This is a genomic window from Dactylosporangium sp. NPDC005555 (genome assembly GCF_040605635.1).
In the GTDB taxonomy this organism is placed as follows: Bacteria; Actinomycetota; Actinomycetes; order Mycobacteriales; family Micromonosporaceae; genus Dactylosporangium.
In genome coordinates this window covers 40950-55455 of sequence record NZ_JBEXDG010000040.1, presented here as the reverse complement: position 1 = coordinate 55455, position 14506 = coordinate 40950, and the positions used below count along the sequence as shown (strand labels likewise).

Annotated in this window: 15 protein-coding genes; 9 read left to right on the top strand and 6 right to left on the bottom strand. The window is 70.5% G+C overall.

The genetic code is table 11. The annotated features are described in order from the left end of the window. Positions 1-11: 11 nt before the first annotated feature. The 7 genes from ABZS58_RS34345 (at position 12) to ABZS58_RS34315 (ending at position 7778) form a co-directional block, all read left to right on the top strand. Positions 12-1169 carry a DegT/DnrJ/EryC1/StrS family aminotransferase gene (locus ABZS58_RS34345; RefSeq protein WP_354787417.1) on the top strand — a complete coding sequence of 386 codons (1158 nt, stop codon included), beginning with the start codon at positions 12-14 and terminating at the stop codon, positions 1167-1169. A gap of 57 nt (positions 1170-1226) precedes the next feature. After that, positions 1227-2090 (top strand): sugar transferase, encoded by an 864-nt coding sequence (locus ABZS58_RS34340; protein WP_354787416.1) that lies wholly within the window; start codon positions 1227-1229, stop codon positions 2088-2090. Then, a complete protein-coding gene (locus ABZS58_RS34335; protein ID WP_354787415.1) occupies positions 2087-3358 on the top strand; it encodes a glycosyltransferase family 4 protein in 1272 nt (423 codons plus the stop codon). The genes ABZS58_RS34340 and ABZS58_RS34335 overlap by 4 nt, the downstream gene beginning before the upstream one ends. Positions 3359-3412: 54 nt before the next feature. Then, positions 3413-4402, top strand: coding sequence for a hypothetical protein (locus ABZS58_RS34330; protein ID WP_354787414.1), 990 nt, complete (start codon positions 3413-3415; stop codon positions 4400-4402). Then, positions 4399-5889, top strand: a complete 1491-nt coding sequence (locus ABZS58_RS34325) for an O-antigen ligase family protein (RefSeq protein ID WP_354787413.1) — start codon at positions 4399-4401, stop codon at positions 5887-5889. Before ABZS58_RS34330 ends, ABZS58_RS34325 begins: the two co-directional genes overlap by 4 nt. 84 nt (positions 5890-5973) lie before the next feature. Further along, the gene (locus tag ABZS58_RS34320; RefSeq protein WP_354787412.1) at positions 5974-6795 is read left to right on the top strand and encodes a glycosyltransferase family 2 protein; all 822 of its coding nucleotides are present in this window, start codon (positions 5974-5976) and stop codon (positions 6793-6795) included. Continuing rightward, positions 6792-7778 carry a glycosyltransferase family 2 protein gene (locus ABZS58_RS34315; RefSeq protein ID WP_354787411.1) on the top strand — a complete coding sequence of 329 codons (987 nt, stop codon included), beginning with the start codon at positions 6792-6794 and terminating at the stop codon, positions 7776-7778. Before ABZS58_RS34320 ends, ABZS58_RS34315 begins: the two co-directional genes overlap by 4 nt. 307 nt (positions 7779-8085) lie before the next feature. Here ABZS58_RS34315 and ABZS58_RS34310 read toward each other — a convergent pair whose 3' ends face one another. The 6 genes from ABZS58_RS34310 to ABZS58_RS34285 all read right to left on the bottom strand — a co-directional run bounded on the left by ABZS58_RS34310 (position 8086) and on the right by ABZS58_RS34285 (position 13441). Next, complete coding sequence (locus tag ABZS58_RS34310) at positions 8086-8415, bottom strand: hypothetical protein (protein WP_354787410.1); 330 nt, start codon at positions 8413-8415, stop codon at positions 8086-8088. Positions 8416-8434: 19 nt separating this feature from the next. Then, on the bottom strand, positions 8435-10222 hold the full coding sequence (locus ABZS58_RS34305) for a 3-hydroxybutyryl-CoA dehydrogenase (RefSeq protein ID WP_354787409.1): 1788 nt from the start codon (positions 10220-10222) through the stop codon (positions 8435-8437). 457 nt (positions 10223-10679) lie between these two features. Further along, the gene (locus ABZS58_RS34300; protein ID WP_354787408.1) at positions 10680-11435 is read right to left on the bottom strand and encodes a maleylpyruvate isomerase family mycothiol-dependent enzyme; all 756 of its coding nucleotides are present in this window, start codon (positions 11433-11435) and stop codon (positions 10680-10682) included. Positions 11436-11470: 35 nt separating this feature from the next. Next, positions 11471-11971: a DUF456 domain-containing protein gene (locus ABZS58_RS34295; RefSeq protein ID WP_354787407.1), complete on the bottom strand. Its 501-nt coding sequence runs from the start codon at positions 11969-11971 to the stop codon at positions 11471-11473. A gap of 39 nt (positions 11972-12010) precedes the next feature. Next, the gene (locus ABZS58_RS34290; protein ID WP_354787406.1) at positions 12011-12994 is read right to left on the bottom strand and encodes an alpha/beta hydrolase; all 984 of its coding nucleotides are present in this window, start codon (positions 12992-12994) and stop codon (positions 12011-12013) included. Between the two features lie 30 nt (positions 12995-13024). Then, positions 13025-13441 carry a hypothetical protein gene (locus ABZS58_RS34285; RefSeq protein WP_354787405.1) on the bottom strand — a complete coding sequence of 139 codons (417 nt, stop codon included), beginning with the start codon at positions 13439-13441 and terminating at the stop codon, positions 13025-13027. Positions 13442-13573: 132 nt separating this feature from the next. On the opposite strand from ABZS58_RS34285, the gene ABZS58_RS34280 reads away from it, so the two are divergent. Together ABZS58_RS34280 and ABZS58_RS34275 are read left to right on the top strand one after the other, a co-directional pair. Beyond that, entirely contained in the window at positions 13574-13930 is a 357-nt protein-coding gene (locus ABZS58_RS34280; protein WP_354787404.1) for a DoxX family protein, read from the top strand. Between the two features lie 33 nt (positions 13931-13963). After that, positions 13964-14464, top strand: a complete 501-nt coding sequence (locus ABZS58_RS34275; protein ID WP_354787403.1) for a MarR family winged helix-turn-helix transcriptional regulator — start codon at positions 13964-13966, stop codon at positions 14462-14464. The last annotated feature ends 42 nt before the right edge of the window (positions 14465-14506 follow it).

The following is a 14506-nucleotide window of genomic DNA, read 5'->3' as shown; positions in this document are numbered from 1 at the left end:
ACTCCACGTCCGTGCGCATCCCGTTCAATGACCTCGCCACCCCGCACGCGTCGATCGTCGAGGACGTCGTCGCGGAGGTGCGGGCGCTGGCCGGCAACTCCCGCTTCATCGGCGGGCCGGCCGTCGAGGCCTTCGAGCAGGACTTCGCGGCGTACTGCCGCACCACGCACGCCGTGGGGGTCGCCAACGGCACCGACGCGATCGAGCTCACGCTGCGGGCGCTCGGCATCGGCGGTGGCGACGAGGTCCTCGTGCCGGCCAACACGTTCATCGCGACCGCCTCCGCCGTCGCGGCCACGGGCGCCACCCCGGTCTTCGTCGACGTCGACCCGGTCAGCCTCCTCGTCACGCCCGCCTCCCTGGAGGCCGGCGTGACCGAGCGGACCGCCGCGGTGATCCCGGTGCATCTGTACGGGCACATGGTGCCGCCGGGCGACGTGCTGCCGTTCGCGGCGAAGCACGGCCTCGCCGTGATCGAGGACTCCGCGCAGGCGCACGGCGCGAACGCTCCGGCTCCGCAGAGTGCTCAGGATGGCACCCCGGGTGAGAAGGTGCGAGCCGGCTCCTACGGCGTCGCCGGAACCTTTAGTTTTTACCCAGGTAAGAACCTCGGCGCCTGGGGCGACGGTGGTGCGGTCGTCACCGATGATGCGCAGCTCGCTTCGCGAATCCGGTCGCTGGCCAACCACGGCCGGTCCGAAGGCACCGACCACTACGAACACCGCTACATCGGGCGCAACAGCCGGCTCGACGCGTTGCAGGCGACCGTCCTGCGCCGCAAGCTTGCCGATCTGGACACCGCCACCGGGCAGCGCCGGCGCGTCGCGTCGGTCTACACGGAGGCGCTCGCCGCGCACGGCATCCCGATGGTGGCACCGCTGCCCGGCGTGGACAGTGCGTGGCACCTGCTCGTGGCGCGGGTCCAGGGCCGTGAGTCGGCCAGGGAATTTGTCAGGCGCCAGCTCGACGAGGCCGGTATCGGCACCGGGGTCCACTACCCGGTTCCTTGCCATCGTCAACACGCATACGCTACCGACCAGACCGTCAGCCTCCCGGCGGCCGAGCAGGCCGCCACCGAGATCGTCTCTCTTCCCTTCTTCCCCCACCTGCGGGACGAAGAGGTCGCCTACGTCGCGGACCACCTCGCGAAGGCGATCACCGCGCTCTGATCTTGATCAGCTCGCTCGTTCGTTGTCGCACCAACGTGCAGTGAGGAGGTGTCGCTGTTGACCGCGCCACAGGCCGTCGACGCAACACTCAATGTCCCGTCGTCCGACGTCTCGCTCGAAGACGAGGCCCCGGACGACGCCACCGTCGTGATCTCATCCCTGCCGCAGCCCGCGGCCGAGCCGGGCGTCGCCGATGACGCCACGGTCGAGATACCGATGCCGCAACGGGTGCTGCGCAAGGTCGGCAGCGGCTGGGGCCTGATCCAGGGGCACCGGGAAGGGCGCTCGCTCATCCCGAAGCGGTCGCTGCGGCAGCTCCTGGAAGGGCTCGTCGCCCTGGCGATCCTGGCCGCGCTGTCGCCCGTGCTGCTCGTGGTCGCGCTCGCGGTCAAGTGGACCAGCGAGGGCCCGATGCTGTTCCGGCAGGAGCGCCTGGGCCTGCACCGCAGCACGTTCAAAATCATCAAGTTCCGCACGATGAGCAACAAGAACAGCGACGCGCAGCACCGCGAGTTCGTCAAGAAGATGCTCACCTCCGACGACGACGTCGACGGCGGCGAGCAGGGCGTCTACAAGCTGGTCAACGACCCGCGGATCACGCCCATCGGCGGCTTCCTGCGGCGCACCAGCATCGACGAGCTGCCCCAGCTGTGGAACGTGGTCCGCGGTGAGATGTCGCTCGTCGGCCCGCGCCCGGTGCTCGCCTGGGAGGCGGACCTGTTCCCGCCGGAGGCGGAGCGGCGCTTCGCGGCCCGGCCCGGCATGACCGGCCTGTGGCAGGTGTCCGGCCGCAGCACCCTGGACTTCAAGGCCGCCCTCGAGCTCGACGTCCTCTACGTCGAGAAGAAGTCGGTCTGGTACGACATCACCATCCTCTGGCGGACCGTCGGGGTCGTCTTCAACCGATCGGTGGCACGGTGAAGGATTCGCGACTCCACGTCGTGATCGCGGTGGCGAATCTGCCGGTCGAGCGCGACCGGCGGGTCATCCGCGAGGTCAAGGCCCTCGAAGCGGCCGGCTACCGGGTGACGGTCATCTGTCCCCGGGGCGGGCAGAAGATCACCCAGGTCCCCGGCACCGTCGACGCCAAGGTCCGCTCCTACAAGATGTACGAGTCGTCCGGCGGCGCGGTGTCCTTCGCGATCGAGTTCGCCTGGTCCTTCGCGTGCATCGGCTGGCACCTGCTGGCCGCCGTGCTCCGCGACCGGGCCGTCGCCGCCCAGGTGTGCAACCCGCCGGACGTGTTCTTCCCCCTCGCGCTGCTCATGCGGATGCTGGGCCGGCCGTGGGTGTTCGACCACCACGACCTGTCCCCTGAGGTGTACCAGGCCCGCGGCGGCCGCCCCGGCTCGGTGCTGGACAGGATCCTGCTGCGCTTCGAGAAGTGGTCGCAGCGCGCCGCCTCGGCCGTCGTGTCGACCAACGAGTCCTACCGGGAGCTCGCGATCAGCCGCGGCGGCTGCGACCCGTCCCGGGTCGTCGTGGTCCGCAACGGCCCGTCGTCCGCCGAGGTCCGGCCCGTCGCCTCGGCCCCGGCCGACATCGACGACCACACCATCGTCTACCTCGGTGTCCTCGGCGCGCAGGACGGCGTCGACAACGCGATCCTGGCCGCCGAGCGGCTGGTCGACCTGCGCGGCCGGCTCGGCTGGCGCCTGGTCGTCGCCGGTGACGGTGAGTGCCTGGAGAGTCTCAAGGCACTCACGGTCGAGCGGAAGCTCGAGGACGTCGTGGAGTTCACCGGCTGGCTCGGCGTCGAGGAGATCGACCGGCTGCTGCGCACCGCTTCCGTCGGATTGCAGCCAGATCCGCGCAGCGCGCACGCCGAGGTGTCGACAATGGCCAAGACCGTCGAATACCTCGCCCGGGGGCTCCCGGTCGTCGGCGTGGACATGCGGGAGACCCGGCGCAGCGCCGGTGACGCCGGGGTCTACGTCCCGAACGGCACCCCCGAGGAGTTCGCCGTCGCCCTGCACCGCCTGCTCGACGACCCGGTGGCTCGCGCGTCGATGCGCAATGTCGCGCTCGCGCGGTTCCGCAACACCTTGGCCTGGGAGCACCAGGCGGCGGCGTATGTCCGACTATGGGATGAGTTGCTGTCCACCCGCCGGGAGAGGTACAAAGCGGGATCGGCGATCGTTCGGCAAGCCGCACCCGCAGACGTCAGTCAGGCAGAACAACGACAGTGATGAGCGCAATTGCATACGGCCCGACCGGCGACCGCGCTTGTATGAGGGGATGACGTGGACCTCTGGGATCTCGCCAAGCTGATGGGTCGCCGCTGGTACCTGATGGCGCCGATGATCATCTTGACCCTCGCCGCGACCAGCTGGGCGCTGCTGACGATCAAACCCGACTACACATCGACCGGTCAGATCATGCTGATCCCGCCGGCCGACCGCACGCCTCTCACCCCGGCCGAGCTCCAGTCGACCAACACGTGGGTGGAGGTCGGCGAGGACATCATGGCCAAGGCCCTGTCGATCTCGCTGAACACCAACCAGACCCACAAGGAGATCGAGGGCGAGGGCTTCTCGACCACCTTCGAGGTGGCCGCCGAGGACCGCTCCAGCATCCTCACCGTGACCGCGACGGCGACCACGGCCGCGGCCGCACAGGCGACGGTGCAGCGCCTCCAGAAGCAGATCACCCGTGAGGTCGACGAGATGCAGGCGCGCTACAAGCCCAAGGCGGGCCGCGCGATCAGCACCCAGGTCCTCGACGGCGGCGACACCATCGAGGTGGTCTCCTCCAAGGTCAAGCGCGCCGCGGTCGTCATCGTCGGCGTCGGTCTGCTGCTCACCGCCGCGGTGACCATCATCGGCGACAACATCCTGCGCCGCCGGGCGCGGGCCCAGCTGCTGCGCCGCCGGCAGGGCGACCTCGAGTCCGGCGACGGCGACGACCTCATCGCCGACACCGACCGGCTGCCCTCCCCCCGCGCCAACGGCGCCGGTGGACCGCCCGGCGGCGGGGAAGCCGTCGCGAAACAGGACGAGACCGCGGTGCTCAGCGTCGGCCGGATCAAGAGCACCGTCGCGACCAGCAACGGCAACAACAGCAACGCAGCCGGGCCGGGCCTCACCGTGGCCTACCGGCAGCCCGAGATCGCCCCGGACGACGACCGCCGCGGGGTCGAGCCCGACGACGCCACGATCATCCTGCCCCTCGGCAACACCCCATGGGCCGGCCGGGAAGGGCGCGACAAGGACAACGAGGCGCGTAACCGTTGACCTCCAGCACCGTCGCCGGCGAGAGCCGCACGCGTCAGGCGCCGCCCCAAGCGGTGGCGCCTGACGACCTGCGGATCTTCAAGCGCAAACCGAAGCGGAAGTGGGCCCAGGGCTACCGGCCCTCCCCCGACCTGCTGCCGGTCCTCGTCGACGAGCGGACCTACGCCTCCCGCCGCCGGCGCAGCCACATCGACGCCGCGTCGCTGCTGGTCCTGGTCGTCATCCTGATCCAGTTGCTGCCGTCCCGGCTCGTCGTGCCGGACCTGACCTCGGTCGGCCGGCCCGGCCTGCTGATCGGGCTCCTGCTCGCCGTCTGGTGGATGCTGTCCAAGCTGCACCCGCGCCTGGCGATGATCGGCCCGCAGCCGATGCGCTGGGCGTTCGTGGTCTATGCGCTGACGCTGCTGCTGTCCTATGCGGCCGGGCAGTTCCGCGGCCTGCCCGTGCTGGAGGCCAACTCCGCCGACCGCGCGCTGCTCGGCGCGCTCGCGTTCATGGGCATCGTCTTCATGACCGCCGACGGCGTGCCGACCCGTGACCGCCTCGACGACGTGCAACGGGTCCTGGTGTATTGCACCGGCATCAACGCCGTGCTCGGCATCATGCAGTTCGTCACCAAGAAGGACCTGACCCAGAGCATCGTCATCCCCGGCCTGACCCTGCAGGGCGAGCTGGTCGGCCTCGCCGACCGCGGCGGCGGCGGACTCATCCGGGTCGCGGGCACCACCGGGCACTTCATCGAGTTCAGCGTCGTCATGGCGTTCGCGGTGCCGCTGGGCATCCACTACGCCCGCTACGCCAGCACGAAGCTCGAGCGCCGCATCTTCCTCGTCACCACGCTGCTGATCGCGGGCTCCATCCCCCTCGCGCTGTCCCGCACCGGCATCCTCGCCGTCGGCATCGCGCTGCTGTGCATGTGGCCCGCGTGGAACTGGCGCTTCCGCTTCAACGTCGTCGTCATCAGCGTCGGCCTGCTCGCCCTGCTGTCCGTGATCCGGCCCGGTCTGCTCGGCACGCTGCGCTCCCTGTTCAGCAACGCCGAGGACGACCCCAGCATCAAGGGCCGCACCGACGACTACGCCATCGTCTTCCAGTACGCCTCCGAGCGGCCCTGGCTGGGCCGCGGCACCGGCACGTTCATCCCCGAGCTCTACCGCTACCTGGACAACCAGTGGCTGATGACGCTCATGAACAACGGCTACCTCGGCATCGCCGGGATGGTCGTGCTGCACTTCTCCGGCGTGTTCCTCGCGATCATCGCGTTCCGCCGGGCGGAGAACGAGGTCGACCGGCACCTGTGCGCGGCGATCTCGGCGGTGCCGCTCATCGCGGCCCTCACCGGCCTCACGTTCGACTCGTTCTCGTTCAGCACCTTCGTGGTCGTGCTCGCCCTGCAGCTCGGTGCCGCCGGCGCGATGTGGCGCTTCACGCACCCGGCCCGCACCACCCGCGGCGCCGCCGTCGGCGCACTGCAACAGCAGCGTTGATCCTTCCTGGAGCGTTCCGGTGATCTGCGTCGTCCCGCCCCGCCCCATCCAGAACTCCTTGTCCCGCCCCGAACGGAGCCCTCGGTGATCTCTGTTGTCATCGCCGCGCACAACGAGGCGGCGGTCATCGGACGCTGCCTCGACGGCATCCTCGCCCCCGACATCGACATCACCGTCGTCGCCAACGGCTGCGGCGACGACACGGCCGCGATCGCCGCGAGCCGCCCCGGTGTGCGGGTCATCGACCGCCCGGAGCCGGGCAAGTCGGGCGCGCTCAACGCCGGCGACGCGGTCGCCGTGGGCTTCCCCCGCGTCTACCTCGACGCCGACATCCCGCTGACCGCCGCGGATCTGCGCGTGCTGGCGGGCTTCCTGTCCGATACACCCGGCCTGCTCGCCGCGACCGCGCACCGGGCCCTGGACACCCGCGGCCGCCCGCTGGCTGTGAAGGCGCACAGCGCGATCAACGGCCGGCTTCCCGCGTACCGCGACGCGCTCTACGGCCGCGGCGTCATCGCGCTGTCCGAGGCGGGCCGCGCCAGGTTCGGCACCTTCCCCGAGGTGGTCGCCGACGATCTCTTCCTCGACGGGCTCTTCGGCCCCGGCGAGAAGGCCGAGACGCCCGCCGTCGTCGCCGTCGTCGAGACGCCGCGGCGCACTTCGGACCTCGTGAAGCGTTTGGCCAGGGTACGAGCGGGTAACGCCGCCCTGCGCGCCGCAGGTGCCGCCCGCCCGGCGGCGCGCTCCTCGTGGTTGCGCGACGTGGTGCTCCCCCGGCCCTGGCTCCTGCCGGCGGCGGTGGGCTACGTCGCACTCACCGTCGCCGCGTCGCGCGCCGCGCGCCGCCGCGACGTCGGCTGGGGCCACGACACATCCACCCGCGGAGCAGTCGGAGCACAACAGTGAGCCTTGAGCCAGTCGTCAGCGTCGTCCTCGTCTCGTACAACACCCGCGAGCTGACGCTCAAGAACCTCGCGGGCCTGCAGGCGGGCACCGCCGTGCCGATCGAGATCATCGTGGTCGACAACGCGTCGACCGACAACTCCGCCGCCGCGATCGGGCACGCCTACCCGGAGGTCCGGGTCCTGCGCCAGCCGGTCAACCTCGGCTTCGGCAACGCCGTCAACCTCGGCGCCGCACACGCCACCGGCCGCTGGATCCTGCTCATCAACCCCGACACCGAGCCCGTCGGCGACGTGATCCGCACCCTCGTCGAGTACGCCGGCGGCCACCCTTCGAACCGTATCTACACGGGCCGGACGCTGCGCGCCGACCACACCGACGACGGCCACTCCGTCCACGCGCTGCCCAGCCTGTGGGGCTACGTCTGCTTCGCGACCGCGCTGTCGTCCCTGCGCCGCACCTCGCCGCTGTTCAACCCCGACGAGCTGCCCGGCCTGGACCGCGCCATCGGCGGCGAGGTGCCGGCCGTGTCCGGGTGCCTGCTGCTGATCGACCGGCCGCTGTGGGAGCAGCTCGGCGGTTTCACCCCCGACTACTTCATGTACAGCGAGGACATCGACCTCAGCGCCCGCGCCCGAGACCTGGGCGCCCGCCCCGTCCTCGTGCCCGAGGCCCAGCTCCTGCACGTCGGCGGCGCCGCCTCCAGCACGGTCAACAAGCGCATCATGGTCCTGCGCGGCAAGACCACCTTCATCCGCCTGCGGTGGTCCCCCGGCCGCGCCAGGCTCGCCCGCCTGCTCATCTCCGCCGGCGTGCTGCTCCGCGCCATCCCCGGCGCAGGCTGGCGCGAGGTGTGGCGCCAGCGGGCGACGTGGCTGTCCGGCTGGCCTGCCCCGACCGGCACCGTCCACATTCCCGCGCCTTCGTTGCCCGCCCCGATCTCGGCCGTCCCGGCGGACTCGGAGTCGGACCAGCCCATCCACTGACCCGCTTTCCGACTTCCGGGCTTCCCGCTGTCGGTGGTCGCGGCGGGTTCCAGAGTCTGGCGCGAGGTGCGTGGCGGCATTTCGCCGTCCCCGCTTACCGGGCTTCCGCTTCCTGGTTCTCCTGCTTCCGGCTTCGGCCGTCACTTCCGCGGCGCACCAGGGCCGTTGAGGTGGACGCGAGCTTTCTCACCGTAGCATTCCCGAAAAAACAATCATGAGTTTCGTAATCGACCCAACGCGTTGCGTCATACGACCAGGCCTTCCGGCTTCGGCCTTGCCGCGTTTCCGCGGACGAACCGTACACCCGTCAGCCGTAGCGCGGGGCGCTGCGGCTGCGCTGGATGTTGGGCATGCGGCGTTCGCGGCCGCGCCAGCAGCCGGTGTGCCAGTGGCGGCGGTCGCCGAGGTCGCCGCGGCCGTCGGCGGGCCAGGCCACCAGGTGCGGCACACCCGGGGCGATCTCGTGGTCGCAGCCCGGGCACCGGTACGCCTTCGTCGCGGCGCTCGCCGGGATGTTGCGCACCTGCCACTCGCCGTCGCTCCAGGTCTGCACCCCCTCGACGCCGCGCTTGACCCGTTCGAGATCGATCGGCTCGGGCGCGGCGTCGCGGCGGGGATGGTTGCGACGTGGGCTCACCGTTCCAGCGTACCGATGATCACCGTTTCGAGTAGTCGCGGAACCCCCGGCCCACCTTCCGGCCCAGGTACCCCGCGGTCACCAGGTGCTCCAGCAGCGGCGCCGGGGCGAAGCCGGGCTCGCGCAGCTCCAGATACAGCTCCCGCTGGATCGCGAGCGAGACGTCCAGACCGACGACGTCGAGCAGCTCGAACGGCCCCATCGGGTATCCACAACCGAGCTTCATCGCGTAGTCGATGTCGTCGGCGGTCGAGTATGACGCCTCGACCATCTTCACCGCGTCGTTGAGATACGGGAACAACAGCGCGTTGACCACGAACCCGGACCGGTCGGAGCACACCACCGCGTGCTTGGCGAGGGCCCGGCACACCGCGGTCGCCGTCGCCACCGTCGCCTCGGACGTCCGGATCGTGCGGACCACCTCGACCAGCCCCATGACCGGCGCCGGGTTGAAGAAGTGCAGCCCCACCACGTCCGCGGGCCGCTCGGTCGCCACCGCGCACTCGATGACGGGCAGGCTCGACGTCGTCGTGGCGAGCACGACCCCCGGCTTGCAGATCTCGTCGAGCGACGCGAACAGCGCCTTCTTCACCGACAGCTCCTCGACCACCGCCTCGACCACCAGGTCGACGTCGGAGAGATGATCGAGCGTCGCGGACCACGTGACCCGCCCGATCGCGGCGTCCCGGTCCTGCTCGGTGAGCTTGCCGCGCACGACGCCCTTGTTGAGCGACGTCTTCAGCCGCTCGCACACCTTCGCGGACTTCTCCGCCCCGCGGGTCACCGAGACGACTTCGAACCCGGCCTTGGCGAACACCTCGATGATGCCTGTCGCCATCGTGCCCGACCCGACCACGCCGACCTTCGCGACGCTCAGTGCCGCCTGGCCCGCTTCGGCGTCCTTCGACGGCGTCAGCTCGTCGGCCACGACGACCGGCGAGCCCGGCTTCTCGTACGTGTAGAACCCCCGCCCGGACTTCCGCCCGAGCAGCCCCGCCGTCACCATCTGCTTGATCAGCGGCACCGGGGCGTGCCTGCGGTCGCGGCCGCCGCGCCGGTACATCGTGTCGAGGATCTCGTACGCCGTGTCGAGCCCGATCAGGTCCATCAGCGCGAGCGGCCCCATCGGCAGCCCACACCCGAGCTTCATGGCCGCGTCGATGTCCTCGCGGGTCGCATACCGCGCCTCGACCATGGACACGGCCTGGTTGAGATACCCGAACAGCAGCGCGTTGGCGATGAACCCGGCCCGGTCCGTGATCGTCACGTCCACCTTGCCGAGCCGCTCGCACAGCGCCTCGATGTCCGCCACCACGTCCTGCGACGTGACGACCGTCCGCACCACCTCGACCAGCTTCATGATCGGCGCCGGGTTGAAGAAGTGCATGCCGATCACCTGGTTCGGCCGGCCCGTCGCCACCGAGATCTCGGTGACCGACAGGCTGGACGTGTTGGTCGCGAGGATCGCCTCGGGTTTGCACACCCGGTCGAGCTCGGCGAAGATCCGCTGCTTGAGGTCCAGATGCTCGGGCACCGCCTCGATCACCAGGTCCACCTCGTGCAGCGCGGCCAACCCGACGGCGAACGTCACCCGCCCCAGCAGCGCGTCCCGATCGTCCGCGGACAGCTTGCCCTTCGCGACGGCCCGGTCCAGCGACCCGCGCATCGTCGCCTCACCCCGGTGCAGCGCGACGTCACTGATCTCGACCGCGGTCACCGCCAGCCCACTGCGCGCGAAGACCTCGACGATGCCGGCGCCCATGGTGCCCAGCCCGACCACGCCCACGGAACCAAACTCGCGCCCCATCGCACGACCTCCCTAACGACCGCTCAGGTTACTGGCGAGTCTCCCACGTCATCCCCTCCTCACGCGCTGTGGGATATCTGGCTCTGCCGGCTGCGGCGGCAAGCCGCCGCACCGGGGATGCCCACCCCCGCCGCAAGCGGCGCACAGCCGCGCGTGCCGCGCAGGCTGGGATCCGGTCACGTCCGCCTCGGTGGCGTACGAGTGGCACCACGGCCGTGCGCCCCGTCGATCTCGAGGTCGTCGTCGCCCTCTTTGATGATCCGGAAGACTTTTCGCCGCCAGGGCGACAACATCTCTTCCGGATCATGATAAATAGGCAAGTGTCGATGGCCGGACCGGGGAGTACCCGGGTTCGGGCAGTGATCTTCGGGCCGGCGGGCTCGACCACCTGAAGCGGCCGGCCAGAAAACCGGAAACAGCCGCGGTGGGACGGAAGCGGTGACGCGGAGGCGGCGACTCAGGTCCAGCGGATGGTGGCTCGCTCGCGCCAGAGGGACAAAACGGACTCGTCGCCGCGGACGTGGAGGTCGGTGGTGGTGCGGCGGTTCCACAGGGCGAGATACAGGTCGCCTGCGGGGCCCCGCAGGGTGCAGTCGGCGGTGGTGGGGGTGCCGCGGGTGATCTCGGCGCCGGTGGGGCCCATCCGGACGGTCCAGGAGTGGGGGGCGTCGGCAGCCTCGACGGCGAGGGTGGCGGGCTCGTCGGTGCGCAGGCGACGGCCGCGGGCCGCATAGAAGGCCATGAGCAGCTCGTCGATGCCGTCGACGCCGAGGTCGCGGTCGACGCCGTCGGGCCGGCCGGCGGCGGCGTGGAGGTCGGCGCGGTGGATGATCGTCTCGTGGGCCTGGCGGCGGGCCCAGAAGGACAGCGGGGAGTCGGCGGGGAGGAAGTGCCAGCAGGTCAGGTCGGTGGGGGCGGCGCGGAGCTGGTCGACGAGGGCGAGGTGGCCGGCCTGGAACCAGGGGACGAGGTCAGGGTCGGCGGGCATGGCGCCGATGGCGTGCTCCTCCTCGTCGTCGGTGAGGACGGCGGGGCGGGCGTCGCGGACATAGGCCGTCGCCCAGCGGTGGACATAGCCCACGTGCTGGACCAGGTCGCGGACCGTCCAGTCTGGGCAGGTCGGCACGGGGGCGTCGAGGCCCGCCTTCTCTGCCGCGTCGACGAAGTCGAGCCCGGCACGCTCCAGCGCATCGATGTGCTGCCCGATCTCCATGCCGACATGCTAGGCCGACCCACCGACAAAAACCGTCAGGCGGCGAGCAGCCCGCCGATCCAGATCCCCCCGATGATCAGGGCGGTGGCGAGCTCGATCAGCATCGATACGCCGGCGGCCTTGAGCGCGTGCTTGGTCGACTGCCAGGCGAGGCTGTTGTCCTTCTGGCGGATGCGCTCGACGATGAAGACGCCGAGGACGAAGCCGATCACGAGGCCGACGACCGGGATCAGGAAGAAGCCGATGATGCCCAGGACGCCGCCGAGGAACAGGGTCAGGTTGGGCACGCCGGCGCGCTTGAGGTTGCGGCCCGGGACGAGGTATTTCGCGGCGAAGCCGAGGCCCAGCACGACGGTGGCCGCGGCCGCGACGGTCCAGCCGATGGCGCCGTGGCCGCCGAAGACGGCCCACACCATGACCCCGGCCCAGCACAGCAGCAGGCCGGGGAGCATGGGGATCACGACGCCGAGCACCCCGATCAGCACCGCGGCGCCGGAGATGAAGGCCACGAGCCCGGAGCTGTCGGTCACATCCACGATGGTCAGGCTAGGCGGCGGCGACCACTGGCGCCAGCGCTACGCGGAGGCCACGACCGAGGCGAGCGCCGCGGCGAAATCGGCGGCGCGTTCCACGTGCGGCGAGTGGCCGCAGCCTTCGTAGACGATCTCGGTGTACGGCCCGTACGCGGTCAGCACGGCCCTGGTCTGCCCGATCATCGGCTGCGGCGGGCAGTCCTCCTCGCCGGGCCAGCCGGGGACGAGGCCGAGCTTGCCGAGCTGTGCGAGGTCGAAGAACGAGGCGTCGGACACGATCGCGTCCTGGTCGCCGCGGATCCAGGTGATCGGGGGCTTGACCGGGAGGTCGACGATGCCGGAGAGGTTGAGCCAGCGCGGTGACAGCGTGTTGAGCACGCCGAGCTCGCCGGGCCCGGCACCGGGCCAGTTGTCGCTGGTGGACCCGGTGCCCGGGTAGTTCGAGGAACCGACGGCGGTGCTGAGCATGGTGTCCAGCAGCAGCTCCTCGTCGTCGCCGAGGGACGACGGGTCGGCGACGTAGAAGGCGCGCATCACGTTGCGCGGAGAGGCCTGCTCGTCGGTGCCGCGGTCCGCCGCCGCCAGGAGCCGCACGAAGTCCGGATTGGCCGATCCTCCGCCGGTACCGGCGAAGTCCGGCGTGGTCGCAGTGCCGGTGAGGTCGCGGGTGCCGCCGAAGCCGTACGGGGAGACGGGCGCCTCCAGTACCAGCGCCGCGATCGAAGAAGGGTGATCGAGCAGCAGCTGCAGCGCCACCCCGCCGCCCAGCGAGTGTCCGACGACGACCGGCGGCCGGTCGAACCCCAGCAGCAGCGGCACGAGGTCGTCGGCGAAGTCGCGGACGCCCCGCGTGGCGTCGACGGGGAGGGTGGGGCTCGCGCCGTACCCCCGCAGGTCAGGCGCGACGATCCGCCAGTCCTGCGGCAGGTGGCGCAGCAAGGGCTCCCAGAACCCGGATGACGAGCAGTTGCCGTGGATGAGCAGGACCGGAGGGCCGTCGACCGGGCCACGGGTGGTGACGTGCATCACCGCATCGTGGCACCCTCGATTTGCCTGTCACATGGTGTCGGCCCACATGTTCCGGTCGTATTTCGTGAGGGCCCAGATGACTGCGATGTCCGCCGCGATGATGAGCATCGACCACAGCGGGTAGTACGGCAGGAACAGGAAATTGGCCACCGCGCTGATCGCGGCGAGGACGATGCCGAGCACCCGCGCCCACACCTGGCCGGCCAGTACCCCGACGCCGCCGGCGGCGACCAGCACGCCGAGCGCCAGGTGGATCCAGCCCCAGGTCTCGACGCCGAAGCCGAAGAGGTAGTTGTCGGTGAGCACGTAGAAGGTGTCCTCGAAGATCGCCGTCAGGCCGACGACGATCTGGAAGATGCCGATGACGACCATCATGCTGCCGCCGAAGACGGCGAAGCCGGTGACCCAGCCCGATTGGCGTCCCGTTGTCGATGTCGTACTCATGCGGCCCACCGTGTGCCGCCCAGAGGTGAACCCCACTCACCCGCCGGGGATGCAGAAGTCAGTGCTTGACGCTTCAAGTACCAACCCCGCATCATCTGCTTGAAGGTTCAAACACTTAGGGAGACGACGACCATGAACATCGTGCTGTGGGTCCTGCAGGGCCTGCTCGGCGCCGCCTTCATCGCGGCCGGGCTGATGAAGGCGACCCAGCCGAAGGAGAAGCTGCCCGCGAACATGACGTGGACCCAGCGGTACGGCGCCGGGACCATCAAGTTCATCGGTGTGACGGAGCTGCTCGGCGGCCTCGGCCTGATCCTGCCGTGGGCGACCGGCATCGCGCCCGTCCTGACCCCGATCGCCGCCGTCGGCCTGCTCGTCATCATGCTGCTGGCGGTCGTGGACCACGTGCGCGCCAAGGAGTACGGCGTCGTCCCGGTCAATCTGGTGCTCGGCGCGATCGCCCTGGTCATCGCGATCGGCCGGTTCTGACAAAAGGGCACCATGGAAGGCACCATGGAGGGCATGAACGACGAGACACGATGGCTGGACGACACCGAGCGGCGCGCTTGGATGTCGCTGCTGGCCGTCGTGCTCGTCGGGTTCCCGGAGCTGGAGCGCACGTTCCGCCCGCACGGCCTGGTGCACGTGGAGTACGGGCTGCTCGCGGCCCTCAGCGGCGAGGACGAGGGGCTGCGCCTGTCGGAGCTCGCGGCGCAGATGAACATGTCGCAGAGCCGGCTCAGCCACCGCATGCGCAAGCTCGTCGACCTCGGCTACGTCGAGGTCACCGGCGACGCGTGCGACGGGCGGGTCAGCATCGCCAGGGTCACCGGGGCGGGCCGCCGCTGCGCCGAGGAGGTCTCCCCCGCCCACCTCGCCGACGTGCGGCGGCTCATCTTCGACCACCTCGACGAGGCACAGACGCAGGCGCTCGCCGACGCGCTCGGAGCGGTCGCCGACAACCTCGGCTCCAGTTGTCCCGGTGCGCCCAAGGGTCCGCCGGTGCCGAAGGCGCGTGCCTGAGCGGCCTTTGCGCCGGTCGTACACCCGCCGCCGAAGTCACTC